This is a genomic window from Pseudotabrizicola algicola, assembly GCF_010915705.1.
Lineage (GTDB): Bacteria > Pseudomonadota > Alphaproteobacteria > Rhodobacterales > Rhodobacteraceae > Pseudotabrizicola > Pseudotabrizicola algicola.
The window spans coordinates 213,965-233,279 of sequence record NZ_JAAIKE010000005.1 but is presented as its reverse complement, the minus strand read 5'-3'; the positions used below and the strand labels follow the sequence as shown (position 1 = coordinate 233,279).

Sequence of the window (19,315 nt, the reverse complement as noted above, 5' to 3'; positions counted from 1 at the left end):
CCTTCGTGCGTGCGGGGGGGCATGGACAGCTCAGGCCGCCGCTTGCCCTGCGCCCGATACGCCTTCCCATGTCAGGCCGGGGCGATAGCGCGCGCACATCTGCCCGCCATTCAGCGCAAACAGATGCAGCCAGCCGTTGTCGAAAAGCTGCCGCACGGAATCATGCTTGGCCAGCACCGCCGTGATCGCCTCTGTCGGGGCCTCGACCAGAACCGTCAGGCGCAGCGCGTCATGCACCATGCCCGCCCCGTCATGGATCGTCTGCAGGGGCAGACCGGCCCGCAACAGGCCGCCATTGCCCTCGACCACGCCGATGCCGCCCACCACATTGTGGATCAGCTTGTTGCCGCCGCCGAAAACCTGCGGCGCAACGCTCGATCCGTAATATTGCAGGCTGATCCAGCTTGCCACCACGACAGGCGCGGTCAGGATCAGTTCCAGCGTGGCAAAGCTCCGGTCCTGCGTCCAGTCATAGCTGTGCAGAAAGGCCCGCCCCTGCAGATCGCGTCCCGCCGTCGCCCCGCGCGGGGCCGCGACAAAGGCCGCGCAGCCCGCCAGCCCCCATTCCGGCCGCACCTCGGCCCAGTCCGCCGCACGGCGTGCCAGCGTGTGTGCCGATGCCCCCGGCATTCGCGCCGCCCGCTCGGCCCGCGCCAGCAGACCCGCCGCCGCCAGCCAGCCCTCGGCCTGTGCCAGAGCATCGGCATGGTCCGGCGCGGCGCAGTCGCGGAACAGGGTCACCTGATCGGTCACCGTGTCATGCTGTCCTGCCACAAACAACGTCTGCGCGGGCAGGCTCAGCCCCAGCGCGGGCAGGCCCTGCCGCGTTTCGGGGTCATTGAGCAGCGCCGCCAGCAGCCGCGACGAAACCTCGCCGGTCTGCCCGCAGCAGGCCCCGCAGTGATAGGCGCTTTCATGCGGGTTGTTGCACAGTTGCGCCCCGTGACCGATCAGCAGCACCACAGGGGCATGGCCTTCGGTCAGGCTCATCGCCCGCAGCACCGCCGCCGCCGTCTGTGCCTTTTGCGCCGCCGTCAGCCCGCCTTCGATCTGTGGCATCGGCGCGGGTTGCAGCGGATTGGGCACAAGGCCCAGCGCGTCGCGAACCAGCTTGCCCCCATAAAGCGGCCCCGCCGCCTCGACAAAGGCGAAGGAAGACACCGCCGCCTGCCGGAACCGCCCCCAGGCCCGCGCCGCCCGCGCACCGATCCGCGCCTCGGCCTCGGCCACAGGGCTGGCATGGCTGGTCGAGACCAGCGAGGGCGACAACAGCGCGGGCAGATGCGCCTGCACCTCATCGGTGCCGCTTGGCCGATGCGCAAGGGGCAGGCCGAAAAATCCTGCAAAGCCAATGGTTTCGATGCGGTGATCCTGCGCCTCCAGCATCCGCCGGAACACTTCCGACCGCACGTCGATGCAAAAGGCCGCCTGCAGCACAGGGGTGTCCTTCGGCGTGGCGGGGCCGCTCAGCAGGCTGGCCAGCTTGCGCTGATGCGCCCGTTCTGCCGCTTCTTGCAGCACCGCGTCCAACACCTGGTCTGGACTGGGTTGCACCGGCGCTTCATGCGCCGCCACCGTGGCCCGCCACTGCCCCCCCACCACCGGACAAAGCGCCAGCAGTGCCTCTTCCCACACCAGCCGGATCGCCAGAAGCTCCACCAGCGTGCTGTCGGTGCCGCCCTTCAGTTCCGCCTGCCAGAGCAGCCAGCGCGCATGCATGGGCCAGCCGCCCAGATCGACCAGCAAGCGGTGGAACACCGTCTCGGCGGCATCGGGCGTCAGCCCCAGCGTTTCCGAGGCGCGCAAGATCGCCCGCTCGGCGGTGTCGGGCGCCTCGGCCACATGGGCGCAGAACCCGTGCAGGCCCGCGATCTCGGGGGTCAGGTCATGCGTGGCCCATTCGCGCCAGGCGGCAAAGGCCCCATGCCCCGGCCGCGGCGTCCAAAGCGCCTGCCCGCGGTCAAAGAACCCCGCTGCCCACAGCCCGAAACTGCGCGCCAGCACCGCGCCCCAGTCGATTCCCGTCGCATCCGCCGCAAGCTGCGCCACCGTCGGCAGCGCCACCGGCGGCGCGGCAGGCAGCCGCATCCGCGCCTTGAGCCAGCCCAGATCCTGCGGCTTCACCGGCGAGTCGCAGGCCAGCAGCGCCTCCACCAGATCGTCATCGCTGATCTCTCCGGCCGCGACCCGCCCCGCAAGCTCGGCGCGCGGCAGCGTCAGCCCGATTCCGGCCACCCGTCCCAGCCGCGCCGATGCAGCCGCCAGATCCTCGCCGGTCTGCCCGAGGAACGGGTTCACCGCCACCGTGGCATCCAGCGGAAAGGCAGGCGGAATGGCGCGCGCAGCGGCTTCGGCGGCCTGCAGGAACCGCGGCGCGATCGACGCGGCAATTTGGGAATGCTTCATGAACATGCTCGTCTCTCCCGATCAGGATTTTGCCGCCGTCCGGAACCCGCCCGTCAGACGGTCCAGCAGCGCGTTGAGGTAAAGTCCGTTCGCCAGATGCACCCGCAATCCGGCGGTCGAGGGGTGATGCGCCCACAGCGGGAACAGCGCCTGCGCAAAGGCGACCAGCCCGAAGGACAGCACCGCCAGCACGATCATCGCCCATTCCAGCGCCCCGGCGACCGGGGTCGCAGGCAAGGACGGCCCCCAGACCGTCTGCGCCAGCACCTGAAACCCGAAATAGGCCAGCGCCGCCGCGACAGAGGCCGCCATCGTGCGCCGCGTCAGCGCCCCCGGCGCGCTATCGGCAAGCCCCTGCGCAATCAGATAGGACACGCCGAAGATCAGCATCGCCCCCAGCGCCAGCGCCTGCGGTGACTTCTCGCCCACCAGCACCGTGAACCCCGCCGCCACCGCCGCATACAGCACCAGCGCCAGCCCCAGCGCCCGCGCCACCGCCCCAAGGCCCGGAACGGCCACCGGACCGGGCTTGCGCAGCGCATTCACCGCCCGCACCGCCCCGCCCGAGGACAGGAAGGCATGCGCCTTGTACAGCGAATGGGCCACGATATGCAGCAGCGCCAGCGCCCAAAGCCCCAACCCGCACTGCAGCAGCATGAACCCCATCTGCGCCACGGTGGACCATGCCAGCGCCGTCTTGACCGCGCTTTGCGTCAGCATCACCAGACCGCCGAACAGCGCCGTCAGCCCGCCGATCATCACCAGCGCCGCCATTGCCCCGGCGCTCGTCTGCACCAGACCGGCCAGCGTGATCAGCAGCACACCGCCCGAATTGATGATGCCCGCATGCAGCAGCGCCGACACCGGCGTCGGGGCCTCCATCACCTCGGTCAGCCAGCCGTGCAGCGGAAAGGTCGCGGTTTTCAGCGCCGCCGCCAGCACCAGAAGCCCCACCGCCACCTGCGCCAATGGCGGCAGGGCGGCCTGCGCGTTCAGCGCCGCAAGGTCCAGCGTGCCGAAGCTCTGCCACAACAGCACCGCCGCAAGGATCAGGGCCACATCGCCCGCCCCCCAGACCCGGCTGAACTTGGTCGCCGCCCGCTGCGCCTCGGCGCGCTCGGGGTAGAACAAAAGCAACTGGCGCAGCACCGCGCCCACCGCCACGAATCCGGCGATCAGCACCGGCAGGCTCGCCGCCTGCACCAAGAGCAGCACGGCGGCAATCGCCATCAGCGTCAGCCCGTGGAACCGCCCCTCGCGTGCCTCTCCGTCCAGATAGCGCCGCGCATAGCGCACCACCACCCAGCCGACAAAACCGACCAGCAGCGCCATCGTCACGCTCACCGCATCCAGCCGCACCAGCGCCAAAGCGCCCGCCTGCCACACCTGCGGCCCGCTTGCCCAAAGCTGCACCGCACCGGCAAGGCCAAGCCCGAGCGCGGCAAGGCTCGCCGCCTCGGCCAGCACGGGCCAGCGTCCGGGGCGGCGGCCGGGACGCGCCACAAAGACCAGCGCCGCAGCGCCTAAAATCAACGGGGCAAGGGCGAGTAACGAAACGCTTGTCATGGCAACCTCCGGTCATGGCATCATGCGCCATCACATATCGCTTGCCGGACTTTCAGAAAATTACATATATTATGCGAAATAATTTGATGAAATAGAACGAATGGCGCAACTCAACCTCCATCATCTCCGGCTGTTCCGCGCCATTGCCAGCGATGGCACCCTCACTGGGGCCGCCCGCGCGCTGAACCTGTCGCAATCGGCGCTGTCCACACAGTTGCGCGCGCTAGAGGCGTCGCTGGGCCAAGACCTGTTCGAACGCCGGGGCAGGGGCCTTGTGCTGACCGAAGCGGGGCGCATCGCACTCGACCATGCCGAGGCGATCTTCCGCACCGTCGAAGACCTGACCGCCACCTTGCGCGAAACGGGCCGTTCGCGGCGGGCGCTGCGGGTGGGGGCGCTTGCCACCCTGTCGCGCAACTTCCAGATGCAGTTCCTCGCCCCCCTCATCGGCCGCCCCGATGTCGAGGTGGTGCTGCGCTCCGGCTCGCAGGATGAACTGCTGCGCGGCCTCGGCAGCCTTGCGCTCGATGTCGTGCTCACCAACCTTGCCCCCGCGCGCGATGCGGCAAGCTCGTGGCTGGTCCACCGGCTTGACGAGCAGCCCATCGGCCTCATCGGCACGCCCGCGCGTCTGGGGCGGACCGAACGGCCCCTGCGGGATGTTCTGGCTTCCGAACCGCTGATCGTGCCGACGCGCGAAACCAGCCTGCGCGCCGCCTTCGACGGCATGGCCTCCCGCCTTGGCATCACCCCGATCCTCGCCGCCGAGGTGGATGACATGGCCATGATCCGCCTTCTGGCACGGGCCGATGCGGGGCTCGCCGTCATCCCGCCCATCGTCGTGCGCGACGAACTGCAGGCAGGCACGCTGGTCGAGGTGGCGCGGCTCGACGGTCTGACCGAAACCTTCTTCGCCATCACACAGGCGCGCCGCTTTCCCAACGCGCTTCTGGCCGAGGTTCTGCGCCGTTAGCCGTCTCGCGGGGCGGGGGCCGGCCCGTCAAGTGTCAGGTCAATCGTCACCGGAAAATGGTCCGATGCCTGCAACAGGGCCTCGTGCAATTCGGGCGTGTTCAGACAGGCCGGATCGTTCCACGGATGCCAGATGCGCCAGTTCGGATGTGTCTGGGCCAGTCGCGGCGACACCATGATGAAATCCAGCAGCGCCTCGAAATAGCGTTGTTGCGGGTTCAGCCAGAACCGCGCCGTCGTCGGCGCCAGATTCATCCGTCCCGCCTGCGCCATCGCGGCATGCGGGTCATACAGCCGCGCCTCGGGCGGCACATCGACGCCCAGCACGATTTCCACCCCCGAATGGCCGAACAGCTTTTCATATTCGTCCAAGCCCGGCCCGTCGTTGAAATCGCCCATGACGATCAGATCATCCCCCTGCGCCAGATGCCCCTCGACACGGGCGCGCAGCCAGATGCATTCGGCCAGTTGCTTGCGGCGGTTCTCGATCGACAGCCGGGTGATCTCGTCGGGCTTGCGCGCGCCATGCGGGGCCTTCGACTTGGCGTGGACCCCGATCAGCCGCAGCCTGCGGCCCAGCGCGGTCGTCACTTCCAACTCCAGCGGCGGCTTGGAAAACCGGATCAGGTCGGGCGCGCTGTCCGCGTCAAGATCATAGCGGAAGGTGCCGTCAAAGCGGGGCGCATCGCGGCTGCCCTTCTTGCCCGCCGGATCGCCCACAGGGTCATGCCGGGGCGTCAGCCGCGCGGGATCATACAGCAGGGTGATCTCCTGCTCGGTCTCCGACATGAACCCCGTGACCGCACTGCTGGTGCGCAGCCCGAAGGCGCGCGCGAATGTCTCCAGCGCGCGGACCGAACTGCGCCGCGATCCGGTGTCGGGCGCTTCGATCACCATCACCGCATCGGCATCCATCGCGGTGAACACGATCCCCAAGGCCCCCGCCTGCTCGGCACGGCTGATCCGGTGGCGGGCCGAGGGCGCTCCGTCTGCCAGAAGCCGCCCGTCGTCATCGAACAGCGCGTTGAACCATTCCACATTGTAGGTGGCAATCCGCAGCCGCTCGGTTGCGGCCATCACGCGGCCCGCCGCGCCGAGATATCCTCCCACGCCGCATTGATCGCGATCAGCCGCCGCTCGGCCAGCTTCACCGCCTCGGCCGGAACGCCGCGCGCGATCATCGCATCGGGGTGGCTGTCCTTGACCGCCTGCCGCCACGCCGCGCGCACCGCTTCCATCGGGGCATCGGGCGTCACGCCCAGCACGTCATAGGGGTCACGCGGCGCGCCTTCGACAAAGCGCGCGCGCATCGTCGCGTAACAGCGGTCATCCAGCCCGAAGATCCGCGCCACCTCGCGCAGGAACGCATCCTCGGCGGGGTGAAAATCCCCGTCCGCCATCGCGATATGGAACAACCCCTCCAGCAGGTCGATCAGCACGTTGCGATCATCGGCGCACAGCGCCTGCCCCTCGCTGCGGAACATCGCCGCCACCTTGCGCGCATAGGCATCGAACCCCGCCACATCCTGCCGCGCCAGATTGAACACCCGCGCCGCATTGGCCGCTTCCTCGTCGGGAATCGCAAAGATCTGCCGGAAGGTCGCCACCTCGTGCCGCGACACCTCGCCATCGGCCTTGGCCATCTTGGCCCCCAGCGCGATCACCGCGATGGTAAAGCCCACCGATTTCTCCGGCGTCGACTCCACCCCGCGCAAACGGTCGAACACAGCCGACAACCCTTCGCCTTGCGCGAGGGCCGAAAGCGCGTCAGCGATGCGGGTCCAGATCGACATGGGGTCAGGATAGCGCGCCCCGCAACACTTGTCAGGTCAGGATTTTCTGCATCAGCACAAGATCCATCCAGCGGCCGAATTTCCGGCCCACCTGCGGCATCCGCCCGACCTCGACATAGCCCAATCTGGCATGAAACGCCTGTCCCGCCGCGTTTTCCGCCGTGACGCCCGCCACCATCACATGTGCGCCAGCAAATGTTGCATGCGCCTCGACCGCCGCCATCAGCGCCCGCCCCAGCCCGCCGCCACCCGCACCGGGGGCCAGCAGCACCGTATGCTCCATGCTGTGCGCATAGCCCACGCCGCCGCGAAACTGGTCATAGGTGGCAAAGCCCCGCACCGCGCCCGCCACCTCGGCCACCAGAAAGCAGCGCTGCACCTGCCGCGCGGCAATGGTCGCCGCCACCTCTTCCACCGTCTTTTCCGCCGCGTTGAAGGTTGCGGGCGTCTCGCGGATGTAATGGTTCCAGATCAAGGCCACCGCCGCGGCATCCGCCGCCCCTGCCGCGCGGATCATGCCAGCACCCGCCGCCCCTGCGGCGTGTCGATCTCGGCAGCCATCCCCTTCGGCCCCGCCTCGATCACCAGCCGCGCATCGGCGCACCCGGCCAAGGCCGCCCGCAGCGCCGCCGCCTCGGGATGCGTCACCACCAGCCGCGCCAGTCGCGCGCCCACATCGGGCAAACGCGGGGCAGGGTGCGGCCCCCGCCATTCGATCAACGCCGGAAAGCAGCCCCCGAACGGCAAACGCCCGTCCTCGGGTATTGCCATCCGCCAGCGCAGATCGCCGCGTGCCAGATCGACAGGCACGCCCACCCCGGCCGGAGCCGTCGCCACCGCCGCCTCCAGATCATCACAGGCCGCGACCCAGTTCGTCAGCCGCGGCGGCCCCGCAAACTCGTCCAGCGCAAACCAGCGCGGCCATGCGGGCGCAGGCGCCGACGGATCAACCGCGATCACCTCCAGATAGGCCTCGCCCAGCCCCAGCAGGCGGTTGTGGGTTCCCATATGCGGATGCTTGCCCCCCGCGACCAGAGGCACCCCGAGTGCTGCCTCGACCGCCGCCGCGCCTTCCGCCAGATCGGCGCAACTCACCGCCAGATGGTCAAGCCTCAGCATCATCGCCGGGCTGCAACACCCGCCCCTTGGCCCGCAGCGCCTGCGTCAGCGACGAAAACCGTGCCCGTGCGACCTCACCGAACAAGCCCGCCCCCAGCGGCGTCAGTTGCAGGTCAAGCAACCGCTTTTTCGGCTTCCACGTCAACGCGCCCGCCGACGCCGGATCACCTGCCGCGAACATCGCGCCAAACCGCATCGCCTTGCCCAAGACCTCGGCCTCCTGCATCTCGTCCTCGGACAGCAGGCGGAACAGCGGCTCCAGCCGCGTGCCCGAGCGGTTGTTCTTGTAGCGGTGCAGCAAGGCCAGCCCCAGAAACACCCGCCCCGGATGGTCCAGCCCGCCAAGGTTGGCGCGTGTGGCATTGTCGAAACACACATCGGCCCGATAATCGGGGTGCGCACGCCATGTGGTGTCATGCAAAAGGCAGGCGGCCTTGATCAGGCGCAGGCGCTCCTTGCTGCGGTCCTTGAACAGGGGCATCAGGAAATTATACAGCGCCTTGCCCGAGCCGGGAAGCCGCGCGCTGGTCTGCTCCGCCGCCCGCGCCGCTTCGATCAGCGGATCGCGCGCCCGCAACTGCTGCGGCATCTGTTCATACAGCAGCCCCTCGCGGATGCCGTAGGACGAGATGTCAAGCTCGGACGGCTTGAACACCCTTATCACCTCGCGCAGCACCTCGCAGGCCAGCGGCACCAGTTCCATCCGCTCCACGCTGGTGCCGGTGCGGCCCCGCAGCATGTTCAGGTCCGCCCCCTGCAGCCAGTCCAGCGTATCCAGCGCCGATTTCGCGGGCATGCGGTATTCATGTAGCACGGTCAGCGGGTAGTTGCGCCGCTCCATATCCAGCCGCGCGATCACCCGCCACGACCCGCCCACCAGATAGAACCGCTCGCCTTCGGTTTTCATCTTCTGCTGCGCGGTGGTCAGCACGCGGTGGATCAGCGCGCGTCGCTTCTCCTCGCCGCCCTGCACCTGTTGCAGCCGAAAAGGGCCAAGCTGCACCGACAGGCGCTTGCCCACCTTGCCATCGCCGATCCGCGCGAACTCCATCGAGTTGCCGCCGATGTCGCAGACAATGCCCTTGGCATCGGGCCAGCCCAGCAGCACGCCTTGCGCCGACAGGCGGGCTTCCTCGTCGCCATCAATCACATGCAGGCGCAATCCGGTTTCTTCCAGCACCTGCGCGGTGAAGGCCGGCCCATCCTTGGCCTCGCGCGTCGCGGCGGTCGCCACCACCGTCAGAGGGGCCGCGCCCATGCCCTCGGCCAGCAGGGAAAAGCGTTTCAGCGCCGCCAGCGCACGGTCCTTGCCCTCGGGGTTCAATAGCCCGGTGTCGCCAAGGCCCTTGCCCAGACCGCAGAGGATCTTCTCGTTGTAGAAATAGGCAGGGCTGCGGGCCGCCCCGTCAAACACCACCATCCGGACCGAGTTCGAGCCCACGTCGACCACACCCACACGGCCAAGCGCGCGGGTTGACGGGTCTTCGAACAGGGCGCGGCCAAAGGGGCCGAAATCGTCATCCTCGGCGGCGGCGGTATCGTCTTGATCGCGTTTCATCTGATCCCCAGTCTCGTCTGAACCGGACCTTTGCGCAGGGTCCGTGGCGGCGTCAAGAACCGTCGGCTTGCCTTGTGCCGGGCCGCTCCGGCCATCCGCGCACCGGCTTGGCCGCCCGCGTCAGTCGCGCAGCGTGGCCAGTTTCGGCACATCCTTGGCCCCCGCGGTGCCACGGCCCGACAATGACGGGTTCTCCATAAAGAACGTGTGACAAGAGAAAAGTTTCCCGTCGCGCGGCTGCAATTCCCGCACCGAGGTGCCATCGGCCCGCAGCACCCAGCTTTGCGCCTCATCGGCCAGATTGGCCGCCATGATCTGGCTCAGGATCTGCGCCTTCACCGTGTCATTATGCACCTCGACCAGCGTTTCCACCCGCCGCGTCAGGTTGCGCCCCATCCAGTCCGCACTGGAAAAGAACACCCGCGCCTGCTTGCTCGGCAACCCGTGGCCAGAGCCAAAGCAGACGATCCGGCTATGCTCCAGAAACCGCCCCACGATGGATTTCACACGGATGTTCTCGCTCAGCCCCCTGATGCCGGGCCGCAAGCCGCAGATGCCCCGGATCACAAGGCTGATCTTCACCCCCGCGCGCGAGGCATCATATAGCGCGTCGATCACCTCGGGGTCGATCAGGCTGTTCATCTTGGCCCAGATCTCCGCAGGCCGCCCCGCCCGTGCATGGTCGGCCTCGGCGGCAATCAGCTCCAGCAGCCTCGGCTTCAGCGTGATGGGGGAGATCGCGATGTTCTCCAGCCCCTCGGGCTGCACATAACCCGACAGGTAGTTGAACACCTTGGTCGCATCCCGCCCCAGCGCGGCATCGCAGGTGAAGAACGACAGGTCGGTATAGATCCGCGCCGTGATCGGATGGTAATTCCCGGTGCCGTAATGGGTATAGGTCACCAGCGCATCCCCCTCGCGCCGCACCACCGTGCTGATCTTGGCGTGGGTCTTGTAGTGGATGAACCCGTAGACCACATGCGCCCCCGCGCGCTCCAGCCGCCGGCTCTGCCGGATGTTCGCCGCCTCGTCGAACCGCGCCTTCAGCTCCACCAGCGCGGTCACCGATTTGCCCGCCTCCGCCGCCTCGCACAGCGCGCTGACCACCGGACTGTCCCAACTGGTGCGATACAGCGTCTGCTTGATCGCCAGCACATTGGGGTCGCGTGCCGCCTGCTCCAGAAAGCGGATCACCAGATCGAAGGTCTCATAAGGGTGGTGCAGCAGGATGTCCTTCTGCTTGATCGCGGCAAACAGATCGCCCTCGTGGTCCTGCACCCGCTCGGGCACGCGCGGCGTGAAGGGTGGCCACAACAGATCGGGCCGCGACGACAGCACCAGCTCCTTCAGGTCCGCCACCCCCAGCAAGCCCTTGACCTCGACCACCTCGGCCTCGGTCACATGCAGCTCGTCCATGATCAGCGCGCGCAGATCCGCCGGTGCCCCCGCCGTCATTTTCAGCCGGATCACCTCGCCCCGCCGCCGCCGCTTCAGCGCGGTCTCGAACTCGCGCACCAGATCCTCGGCCTCGTCCTCGACCTCCAGATCGCTGTCGCGCAGCACGCGGAACGCGCAATGCCCGCGGTCGGTATAGCCGGGAAACAGCATGTTCAGATGCAGCAGCAGCAGTTCCTCCAGCGGCAGGAACCGCTGCACCCCCGCCTTGGCGGGCAAGGGCACAAAGCGCGCGATCTGCTGCGGGATCGGCAACAGCGCCTTGAGCGTGCGCCGGTCGGTCAGCCGCTCCAGCTCCAGCGCCAGCGAGAAGCCCGTGTTCGGAATGAAGGGAAACGGATGCGCCGGATCGATCGCGAGCGGCGAGAGCACCGGAAACACCTTGTGCAGGAAATGCGCCTCCAGATGCCGCAAATCCGCCGCCGTCAGCTTCGACCGGGTGACGATGCAGATCCCCTCGGCCTCCATCTCGCGCTTCAGCCCGTTCAGCACCAGTTGCTGGCGCTGCATCAGCTTGCGCGCATCGGCATGGATCAGCACCAGTTGCTCGGCGGGGGTGCGCCCGTCCTCGGACAAGACCGCATTGCCCGTCCGCACCAGAGCGCGCAGCCCCGCCACGCGCACCGTAAAGAACTCGTCCAGATTGGTCGCCGAAATCGACAGGAACCGCAGCCGCTCCAGAAGCGGCACCTGCAGGTTCGCGGCCTCGTCCAGAACCCGCCAGTTGAAGGCCAGCCAGCTCATCTCGCGGTTGAAAAACCGCCCCGGTCCCGAAATCTCGGCCTCGGAAACGGCGACGGGGGCGGGAAACGAGGCCTTGAGGAAATCAGACTGTGTCATGGAAAGGACTTATGCTTCCGAACTCTTTCATTTCTATGACACTGTTTCATTCCGCATCATCCCTGTCCAGCAACCCGAGCGCGGTTCCCTTGGTAATCGGCTTGCCCTGCGCCAGAGATCGGGCATCCATCGCGGCAACCAGGGCGCGCGCCGCCGCGATAGATCGCTCCATCCGCGCCACCAGCCAGGGAATCAGCGACGGGGCCACCACCGTCTGCCGGTCCGCAAACAGCTTGGCCAGCACCGCCGACAGCAAATCATCGTCCGGCGGCTCCAGCCGCGCCACCGATGCCGCCTCGACGCGGCTGCGCAGATCGGGCAGCCGCAGGCCCCAGTCCCGCGCAGGCCCCCGCGCGGTCAACAGCAAGGACCCCTGCGGCACCACCATATTGTGCAGATGGAACAGCGCCTCTTCCGTCGCCGGATCGCCCGCCACCGCATCGGCATCTTCCACAACCACGCGGCCCGCAGCGGCCAGCGCCGGCAGATCGGCCTCGGCCAGATCGGCGCCCGCGACCATCGGCGCCCCTGTCGCCTCGTGCCACATATGCGCCAGATGGGTCTTGCCCGCCCCGGGCGGCCCGATCAAGAGCAGCTTGCCCCCCGGCCAGCCGCGCCAGCCCTCCACCGCCGCCAGCGCATGCGCGTTGGCGGGCGAGGCATAGAAATCTTCCCGCCGATAGACCGCCTGCACAGGCAGATCGAACGCCAATTGCTCCGTCAAACCACATCCTCGTCGCGCGGCACCTGCACAGGGTCGAGCCCCCGATAGAGCAGGCTGCCCTGATACTGGCCGATGGCAAAACGCGCCAGCACCCCCAGCGCCGCCGCGACCGGCACCGCAATCAGCATTCCCGCAAATCCCAAAAGCGCACCAAAGGTCGACAGCGCCAGCAGCAGCCAGACCGGATGCAGGCCGACCGAACTGCCGACCAGCTTCGGCGTCAGGATATTGCCTTCCATGAACTGCCCCAGAATGAAGATGCCCACCACGATGCCGATGGAAAACCAGTCACCCCAGAACTGGAACAGCGCCAGACCGATCGCCAGCACGCCCCCGATGATCGCCCCGACATAGGGGATAAAGCTGACTGCACCGGCAATCGCCCCGACCACAAGGCCGAATTGCAATCCGGCCAGCATCAGCGTCACCGAATAATAGGCCCCGACGATCAGGCACACCGTCAACTGCCCGCGCACGAATCCGGCCAGCACGGCATCGATGTCACGCGCCAGCCGCCGCACCGTGGTGACATGGTCGCGCGGGATCATCGCATCGACGCGCGCCACCATCTTGTCCCAGTCCAGCAGCAGGTAAAAGGCCACCACCGGCACCACCACGATGAACACCAGCGCCGACAGGATCGACATGGCCGAACTGACCACGCCCTGCGCCAGATCGGCCCCGCGCGACTGGATGAAGGCCCCGATATCGGCCAGCGTCGTGCGCATGATGCTGGTTTCATCCGTCAGGTCGGGAAAGCGTTCGGTCAGAAAGGTTTGCAGATTGCGGGCAATGTCGGGCGCTGCGTTCACCAGCGCCACCGTCTGCTGGATCAGCGTCGGAATCACCGCCAGAACCAGCAAGACCACCACCAGAAACATCACCAGCGTGATCACCGCCGTCGCCGCCGCGCGGCTCAGCCCCAGCCGTTCCAGCCGGTCGGCCACCGGATCAAGGAAATAGGCAATCGCGCCGCCCACAAGGAAAGGCACCAGAACATTGCCCATCAGCCAGACCAGCAGCAGGAACACCGCAGCCGCGATGCCCCAGTATTTCGCCTGCTGTGTCATCGGAAGTGCCATCGCGTCCGCCCCTGCCTGCCTGTCGGCTCTGCTCACGCCCCTGATATTGCTCTTGGCCGTTCCAGACGCAAGCCTCCACAGGCCGGGGCCCCCTCGCGGTGCGTCCGGCGCGCCCGTTTCGCGCCCGCCCTGCCCAAAGCTCCGGCACCCGCGCCCGGTCAGAGCGGGCAGGGGGGTGACGGTGGGCACCAGCCGCACTACGGTCCGGCACAGGGTCTCGCACCGCTTCCCCCCTCGCCAGCCGCAAAGGTGCCGGTCAAAGCGTTAAATTTTCCTTAACGCGGGAATGTCAAATCTTTGATTTAAAAAGAAAATCATCCCTGTAACACAGGGGTCACCGCGTCTGAAGCGTCTTTAAATGCTCCGCAATCTGGACCAGCCGGACCGGGGTCGGGGTCAAGATCCCGTCCCCCCCGTCATAGGGCACCAGATCGCCGTCCAGCAGGGGGCCAAAATTCGGCATCACCCCCGCCCCCCGCCCGCCGGTATAGCCCCAGATCTTGGCCATGACCTGCGTGGTGGGAAAGGTGCCGCCATTCCGGCGCGCCAGCAGGGTCAGATCGGCAGGCCGCCGCGCCAGACCCGCCGCCATCTCTCCATCCCCCTTGCCCGACACCCCGTGGCATCCGGCGCAGAAATCGGCAAAGTCCTGCGCTCCGGTCGGCACGGGCGCCCGCGCCCCCCCGATCACACAGGCCCCGAGCAAAAGGGCGGCACACAGGGACATGAGGGGCAAACGGGCTGCCATGGCGATCTCCTTCTTATTGCCCGCAACCTGACAGGCCCGAAGGCGCCGCACAAGCCGTTAGGCCACCCTTCCCTGATCAAGCCGCACAATCCGGTCCATCCGCGCCGCCAATTCCATGTTGTGGGTCGCAATCAGGGCCGCCAGTCCCGTGGCCCGAACCAGATCCATCAGAGCGCCAAACACCTGATCCGAAGTGCCGGGGTCCAGATTGCCCGTCGGCTCGTCCGCCAACAGCAGGCGCGGCGCATTGGCCATCGCCCGGCAGAAGGCGACGCGTTGCTGCTCGCCCCCCGACAGCGCGGCGGGGCGATGATCCGCGCGCGCCGCCACGCCCACCCTTGCAAGAAGGTCCATCGCCCGCGCCCGCGCCTGCGCCTCGTCCACCCCGTTGGCAAGCTGCGGGATCACGATGTTCTCCAGCGCGGAAAACTCGGGCAGCAGGTGGTGGAACTGGTAGATGAAGCCCACATCCGCCCGCCGCACCTTGGTGCGCACCTTGTCGGCAAGCCCGTTCATCTCGCGCCCGTTCAGCCGCACCTGCCCGGCATCGGGCGTATCGAGCAGACCGGCCACATGCAGCAGCGTTGATTTTCCCGCCCCCGATGGCGCGACGAGGGCCACCACCTCTCCGGGCTTGACCGAAAGGGTCGCACCTCGCAGCACCATCACCTCTGACGGCTTGCCGCGATTGTAGGTCTTCTCGATCCCCGCCAGATCCAAGGCAAGATCACTCATAGCGCAGCGCCTCCACCGGGTTCATCCGCGCCGCCCGCCGCGCCGGGAAGATCGTCACGATGAACGACAGCCCCAAGGAAAGTGACACCGCCGAAAGCACATCGGCCCATTGCAGCTTGGCCGGAAGCGCGTAGATGCCCCGGATCGACGGATCCCAGACACCGCCTCCGGCAAGATAGTTGATCGCCGAGAACACCGGGTCGATATACAGCGCGAACAGGCACCCCAAGACGACCCCGAACACCGTGCCGACGATCCCCGTGAAGGCCCCGCACATGAAGAAGATGCGCAGCACCGACCCTTCGGTCAGCCCGATGGTGCGCAGGATGCCAATGTCGCGCCCCTTGTTCTTCACCAGCATGATCAGGCCGGAAATGATGTTCATCGTCGCGATCAGCACCAGTATCGACAGGATGACAAACATGATGTTGTCCTCCACGTCCAAGGCCCGCAGGAAGGCCCCCGAGGAATCCCGCCACGTCCACAAGATCGCCGTGTCCCCGCCCGCCTGCAGCAGTGGTCCGGCAAAGCGGTCTATGTCGTCGGGGCGGTCCACCATCACCTCGAACTCGTCCGCCATCCCTTCTCGGTTGAAATAGCTCTGTGCTTCGGCGAAGGGCATATAGAGCCGCGTCTTGTCGATGTCATATCGGCCGGCGGTGAAGATATAGACCACCTCATAGGCGTTGACGCGCGGGCTGCTGCCAAAGGCGGTCTTGACCCCGTCGGGAGAGATCACGCGCACGCGGTCGCCGACCGTGACCCCGAGGTCCCTTGCCAGCACCGATCCGATGGCCACGCCCTCTTCGAACCGCTCGATGTCGCCGAAGGCATCCGCTCCCAGACCGACACGCGGAATGGATTTCAGATCGGCCTCTGTCAGGCCGTATACCTCGGCCCCGTTGGTGGCACCCTGGCTTGACACCATCACCTGACCGCGGATCAGGGGGGCCGCCCGCGTCACGCCCGGCACGGCAGACAAGGCGGCCGAGCGCTCTTCGTAATCGGGAAAGCCCTTGACCAGATTGCCAAAGGCGTCAGCCTGTCCGGTGGAATACACCGTCACATGGGCATTGGCGCCAAGGATGGTATCGACGAACTCGGCCCTGAATCCGGCGCGCACGGCAAGTGTCGCGATCAGCGCGAACACGGCCAAGGTAATGCCGATCAGGCTGATCCAGGTCATCACGCTGACCCCGCCCTCGGCACGTTTTGCGCGCAAATAGCGCCAGGCGATCATCCGTTCGAAGCGGGAAAATGGGGCTGTCTGGGGCATGGCTGCTCTGTTATCTTTTCGCGCGGACAGTGTCGGTTGCGTCCGGCCGCGTCAAGTCATGCCCATATGCGCCGGCCTCACTTCGGCGGGATCACCCTTAGCTGACCGCAATCGCAATGGCGGCAAAGTGCAAACCGGCGGCGATCGCCACGCACAGGTGCCAGATGGCATTGTGAAACCGCAGCCGATGCCATTTGTAAAACGCAACGCCTCCCACGTAGGTGACGCCGCCCAATACGATCAGCCAGAGCGACACATCGGGCAGCGCGGCGCGCGCAGGGCCAATGGCCAGCACGCCGATCCAGCCAAGCGCGATATAGGCAATGACCGACAGACGGTCGTAGCGGCCGGGCAGCGCAAGCTTCACCACAACGCCCAAGACAGCGCCCGCCCACACGACAGCCCCAAGCGCCCAGACCGTCAGGCCCGGCTCGAACTGCGCCAGAATGGCGGTGTAAGTCCCCGCAATCATGACATAAATCGCCGAGTGGTCAAAGCGCCGAAGCATCCATTTCAGCGTCGAGGGCGGGGCCATGTTATAGGCGAGCGAAAAGCCGAACATCAGGAAGAAGCCGGCGGCATAGACCGCAAGCGCCACGAAAAGCCCGAACTCTGCCCGCGCCAGCACATGATAGAGCAAAGCCGAAAATGCGATCAGCCCGGCCAGCAGGGCAAGGGCATGTACAACCCCATCGGCCACAAGCTCTCCAAGCGTGAAGGGGCGCTTCATCAATCGGGGGTGGTCAACAGGCAGAGACATGGCAAATCCTGTGGCAAGACGCGCCATATGATGCTGCCCGCCGTCTCGGCGTCAATCGATCAGTGGTCTGACGTTGCGTCAGCGCGCAGCCCAGAGCAAACCGCGCCGCATCAGCTCGGCAGCCGGTCCGTGGTCGATCACATTGGCCTGATGCCCGAGCGCATTGTAATAGACGCGGCCCAGCCCCCAGCGCTTGGTGAACACCACCGGCATCTGCACCGGACCGTTGGGTGTATGGGGACCGTCCACCAGCGGGAAATCGCAAACGGCATGCACCTTCACGGCGGGGTCGATATGCAGGTAATACTGCTCGGTCTCCACCTCGAAATCGGCGATTCCGCTGACAAGCGGATCATCGCTCACCATCCGCACACGATAGCGCACCCCGTCATTGCCGGGGTGGGCGACCCATTGCGCGCCGGTCATGAACTGCCACTTCACATTGGCACGAAAGGCATCACACATGCCGCCGTGACAGCCTGCCAGCCCCACGCCGGCGGCGACGGCCGCTGCGGCATTCTCGGCTTGCTCCTTGCCGATCTCGGACATGGTCCAGACCGGGACGATCAGGCTCAGCCCTTCCAACGCGCCGGGATCGTCAAAGCAGGTCAGGCTGTCGGTGACCTGCACCTCCATACCTGCGTCCCGCAGCCAGCCGGCGAACAGGGCCGCGACCAGATCGGGCTGATGCCCGTCCCAGCCGCCCCAGGTAATCAATGCTCGCGTCATCCTCTGCCCCTGTTCCTCTGTTTCCAAGTATCCCGCGGGGTGCGGGGGCGCGCAGCCCCCGCCGGTTCCGCTAGCGATGGCCCGCGTAAACCTGCACGATCCGATCGACGGCGGCCTCTGCACTCATCTCCTCGGACTCGCCCGTGCGGCGGCTGGTCAGTTCCACGACGCCATTGGCAAGGCCGCGTGGCCCCACCGTGATCCGCCACGGCAGGCCGATCAGGTCCATGGTGGCAAACTTCGCACCGGCCCGTTCCTCGCGGTCATCATAGAGTGCCTCGAGACCCTTGGCGGCAAGCGCCTTGTAGAGTCCCTCGCAGGCCAGATCGGTGCTGGCATCACCCTGCTTGAGGTTGACGATCCCGACCGGGAAGGGTGTCACCCCCTCGGGCCAGATGATGCCCTTGTCGTCATGGCTTGCCTCGATGATCGCGCCCAGAAGGCGGCTGACGCCGATACCGTGGCTGCCCATCTCGACCGGAACCTTGGTGCCCTCGGGTGTCACCACCGTGGCCCCCATCGCCTCGGAATACTTGGTGCCGAAGTAAAAGATCTGGCCGACCTCGATGCCGCGGCCCACCTTGCGGCGGTCTTCCGGGATCTGGTCGAACAGGGCGGCGTCGTGGGTCTCATCGGTGCGGGCGTAGAGGGTGGTGAATTCCTGGCAGATGCCTGCCACCTCGTCGCGGTTGTCGAAATCGACCTCGCGGTCGCCCAGTTTCAACTCGGTGACGGCGGCATCGTAGAACACCTCGGACTCGCCGGTGCTGGCCAGCACGAGGAATTCATGGGTGTTGTCGCCCCCGATGGGCCCCGAGGCGGCGCGCATCGGAATGGCGGTGAGGCCCATCCGCTCATAGGTGCGCAGGTAGCTGACCATGTGGCGGTTGTAGGCGTGCAGCGCCGCGTCCTTGTCGAGGTCGAAGTTGTAGCCGTCCTTCATCAGGAACTCGCGCCCGCGCATCACGCCGAACCTTGGCCGCATCTCGTCGCGGAATTTCCACTGGATGTGGTAGAGGGTCAGCGGCAGGTCCTTGTAAGAGCCGACATGGGAGCGGAAGATGTCGGTGATCATCTCCTCATTGGTCGGGCCATAGAGCATGTCGCGCTCGTGGCGGTCCTTGATGCGGAGCATTTCCTGCCCGTAGTCGTCGTAACGGCCGCTTTCGCGCCAGAGGTCGGCGGGTTGCAGGGTGGGCATCAGGAGGGGGATGTGGCCGGCGCGGGCCTGTTCCTCGTGGACGATCTGCTCGATCCGCCGCAGGACCCGATACCCGAGGGGCAGCCAGGAATAGATGCCTGCCGCCTGCTGCTTGATCATGCCCGCCCGCAGCATGTAGCGGTGGCTGACGATCTGGGCCTCGGCGGGGTTTTCCTTGAGGACGGGGAGGAAGTATCGGGAGAGACGCATGCGGGCGGCCTATCGCTAAAGGGGGTCGGAAGGTTCCTAGCCGCTTCGGAAGGGTCAGGCAAGGCTGCTCACGGTTCCCCCTGTGTTACACAAGGGAGACTGTAATGATTCCAATGGCTTGACCTTACGGCATTAAGGGGG

Annotated in this window: 17 protein-coding genes; 1 reads left to right on the top strand and 16 read right to left on the bottom strand. The window is 66.8% G+C overall.

The features are described from left to right. Positions 1 to 30 precede the first annotated feature (30 nt). A complete protein-coding gene (locus tag G3572_RS15980; RefSeq protein WP_164613703.1) occupies positions 31 to 2,412 on the bottom strand; it encodes a YbcC family protein in 2,382 nt (793 codons plus the stop codon). Between the two features lie 15 nt (positions 2,413 to 2,427). After that, positions 2,428 to 3,972 carry a proton-conducting transporter transmembrane domain-containing protein gene (locus G3572_RS15975; RefSeq protein ID WP_164613701.1) on the bottom strand — a complete coding sequence of 515 codons (1,545 nt, stop codon included), beginning with the start codon at positions 3,970 to 3,972 and terminating at the stop codon, positions 2,428 to 2,430. Between the two features lie 100 nt (positions 3,973 to 4,072). On the opposite strand from G3572_RS15975, the gene G3572_RS15970 reads away from it, so the two are divergent. After that, the gene (locus G3572_RS15970; RefSeq protein WP_164613699.1) at positions 4,073 to 4,945 is read left to right on the top strand and encodes a LysR family transcriptional regulator; all 873 of its coding nucleotides are present in this window, start codon (positions 4,073 to 4,075) and stop codon (positions 4,943 to 4,945) included. Here G3572_RS15970 and G3572_RS15965 read toward each other — a convergent pair. The 14 genes from G3572_RS15965 to proS all read right to left on the bottom strand — a co-directional run bounded on the left by G3572_RS15965 (position 4,942) and on the right by proS (position 19,174). After that, positions 4,942 to 6,021 (bottom strand): endonuclease/exonuclease/phosphatase family protein, encoded by a 1,080-nt coding sequence (locus G3572_RS15965; RefSeq protein WP_164613697.1) that lies wholly within the window; start codon positions 6,019 to 6,021, stop codon positions 4,942 to 4,944. The genes G3572_RS15970 and G3572_RS15965 overlap by 4 nt on opposite strands. After that, positions 6,021 to 6,737 carry a molecular chaperone DjiA gene (locus G3572_RS15960; RefSeq protein ID WP_164613695.1) on the bottom strand — a complete coding sequence of 239 codons (717 nt, stop codon included), beginning with the start codon at positions 6,735 to 6,737 and terminating at the stop codon, positions 6,021 to 6,023. Before G3572_RS15960 ends, G3572_RS15965 begins: the two co-directional genes overlap by 1 nt. 31 nt (positions 6,738 to 6,768) lie before the next feature. Continuing rightward, complete coding sequence (locus tag G3572_RS15955; RefSeq protein WP_164613692.1) at positions 6,769 to 7,254, bottom strand: GNAT family N-acetyltransferase; 486 nt, start codon at positions 7,252 to 7,254, stop codon at positions 6,769 to 6,771. Continuing rightward, complete coding sequence (locus G3572_RS15950) at positions 7,251 to 7,856, bottom strand: VOC family protein (RefSeq protein WP_164613806.1); 606 nt, start codon at positions 7,854 to 7,856, stop codon at positions 7,251 to 7,253. The genes G3572_RS15955 and G3572_RS15950 overlap by 4 nt, the downstream gene beginning before the upstream one ends. Further along, the gene (locus G3572_RS15945; protein ID WP_164613690.1) at positions 7,843 to 9,414 is read right to left on the bottom strand and encodes a Ppx/GppA family phosphatase; all 1,572 of its coding nucleotides are present in this window, start codon (positions 9,412 to 9,414) and stop codon (positions 7,843 to 7,845) included. Before G3572_RS15945 ends, G3572_RS15950 begins: the two co-directional genes overlap by 14 nt. Before the next feature lie 120 nt (positions 9,415 to 9,534). Further along, on the bottom strand, positions 9,535 to 11,709 hold the full coding sequence (locus tag G3572_RS15940) for an RNA degradosome polyphosphate kinase (RefSeq protein ID WP_164613688.1): 2,175 nt from the start codon (positions 11,707 to 11,709) through the stop codon (positions 9,535 to 9,537). A gap of 46 nt (positions 11,710 to 11,755) precedes the next feature. Then, the gene (locus tag G3572_RS15935; RefSeq protein ID WP_164613686.1) at positions 11,756 to 12,433 is read right to left on the bottom strand and encodes a P-loop NTPase family protein; all 678 of its coding nucleotides are present in this window, start codon (positions 12,431 to 12,433) and stop codon (positions 11,756 to 11,758) included. Next, positions 12,430 to 13,515 (bottom strand): AI-2E family transporter, encoded by a 1,086-nt coding sequence (locus G3572_RS15930; protein WP_164613684.1) that lies wholly within the window; start codon positions 13,513 to 13,515, stop codon positions 12,430 to 12,432. The genes G3572_RS15935 and G3572_RS15930 overlap by 4 nt, the downstream gene beginning before the upstream one ends. 334 nt (positions 13,516 to 13,849) lie before the next feature. Continuing rightward, on the bottom strand, positions 13,850 to 14,263 hold the full coding sequence (locus G3572_RS15925; RefSeq protein ID WP_164613683.1) for a c-type cytochrome: 414 nt from the start codon (positions 14,261 to 14,263) through the stop codon (positions 13,850 to 13,852). 57 nt (positions 14,264 to 14,320) lie between these two features. After that, positions 14,321 to 14,998, bottom strand: a complete 678-nt coding sequence (locus G3572_RS15920) for an ABC transporter ATP-binding protein (protein ID WP_164613681.1) — start codon at positions 14,996 to 14,998, stop codon at positions 14,321 to 14,323. Further along, positions 14,991 to 16,274, bottom strand: coding sequence for a lipoprotein-releasing ABC transporter permease subunit (locus G3572_RS15915; protein ID WP_164613679.1), 1,284 nt, complete (start codon positions 16,272 to 16,274; stop codon positions 14,991 to 14,993). The genes G3572_RS15920 and G3572_RS15915 overlap by 8 nt, the downstream gene beginning before the upstream one ends. Positions 16,275 to 16,371: 97 nt before the next feature. Further along, on the bottom strand, positions 16,372 to 17,034 hold the full coding sequence (trhA, locus tag G3572_RS15910) for a PAQR family membrane homeostasis protein TrhA (protein WP_164613677.1): 663 nt from the start codon (positions 17,032 to 17,034) through the stop codon (positions 16,372 to 16,374). Positions 17,035 to 17,112: 78 nt separating this feature from the next. After that, positions 17,113 to 17,763, bottom strand: a complete 651-nt coding sequence (locus G3572_RS15905; RefSeq protein ID WP_164613675.1) for a ThuA domain-containing protein — start codon at positions 17,761 to 17,763, stop codon at positions 17,113 to 17,115. 70 nt (positions 17,764 to 17,833) lie between these two features. Beyond that, positions 17,834 to 19,174 (bottom strand): proline--tRNA ligase, encoded by a 1,341-nt coding sequence (gene proS / locus G3572_RS15900; RefSeq protein WP_164613673.1) that lies wholly within the window; start codon positions 19,172 to 19,174, stop codon positions 17,834 to 17,836. Between the last annotated feature and the right edge of the window lie 141 nt (positions 19,175 to 19,315).

Bases quoted from the DNA above. Each gene is read 5' to 3' on its own strand.
- G3572_RS15955 (WP_164613692.1), bottom strand. From the start codon at position 7,254: ATGATCCGCGCGGCAGGGGCGGCGGATGCCGCGGCGGTGGCCTTGATC.
- G3572_RS15940 (WP_164613688.1), bottom strand. From the start codon at position 11,709: ATGACACAGTCTGATTTCCTCAAGGCCTCGTTTCCCGCCCCCGTCGCC.
- G3572_RS15970 (WP_164613699.1), top strand. From the start codon at position 4,073: ATGGCGCAACTCAACCTCCATCATCTCCGGCTGTTCCGCGCCATTGCC.
- G3572_RS15915 (WP_164613679.1), bottom strand. From the start codon at position 16,274: ATGCCCCAGACAGCCCCATTTTCCCGCTTCGAACGGATGATCGCCTGG.
- G3572_RS15945 (WP_164613690.1), bottom strand. From the start codon at position 9,414: ATGAAACGCGATCAAGACGATACCGCCGCCGCCGAGGATGACGATTTC.
- G3572_RS15925 (WP_164613683.1), bottom strand. From the start codon at position 14,263: ATGGCAGCCCGTTTGCCCCTCATGTCCCTGTGTGCCGCCCTTTTGCTC.
- G3572_RS15950 (WP_164613806.1), bottom strand. From the start codon at position 7,856: ATGCTGAGGCTTGACCATCTGGCGGTGAGTTGCGCCGATCTGGCGGAA.
- G3572_RS15920 (WP_164613681.1), bottom strand. From the start codon at position 14,998: ATGAGTGATCTTGCCTTGGATCTGGCGGGGATCGAGAAGACCTACAAT.
- G3572_RS15980 (WP_164613703.1), bottom strand. From the start codon at position 2,412: ATGTTCATGAAGCATTCCCAAATTGCCGCGTCGATCGCGCCGCGGTTC.
- G3572_RS15975 (WP_164613701.1), bottom strand. From the start codon at position 3,972: ATGACAAGCGTTTCGTTACTCGCCCTTGCCCCGTTGATTTTAGGCGCT.
- trhA (WP_164613677.1), bottom strand. From the start codon at position 17,034: ATGTCTCTGCCTGTTGACCACCCCCGATTGATGAAGCGCCCCTTCACG.
- G3572_RS15905 (WP_164613675.1), bottom strand. From the start codon at position 17,763: ATGACGCGAGCATTGATTACCTGGGGCGGCTGGGACGGGCATCAGCCC.
- G3572_RS15965 (WP_164613697.1), bottom strand. From the start codon at position 6,021: ATGGCCGCAACCGAGCGGCTGCGGATTGCCACCTACAATGTGGAATGG.
- proS (WP_164613673.1), bottom strand. From the start codon at position 19,174: ATGCGTCTCTCCCGATACTTCCTCCCCGTCCTCAAGGAAAACCCCGCC.
- G3572_RS15930 (WP_164613684.1), bottom strand. From the start codon at position 13,515: ATGGCACTTCCGATGACACAGCAGGCGAAATACTGGGGCATCGCGGCT.
- G3572_RS15960 (WP_164613695.1), bottom strand. From the start codon at position 6,737: ATGTCGATCTGGACCCGCATCGCTGACGCGCTTTCGGCCCTCGCGCAA.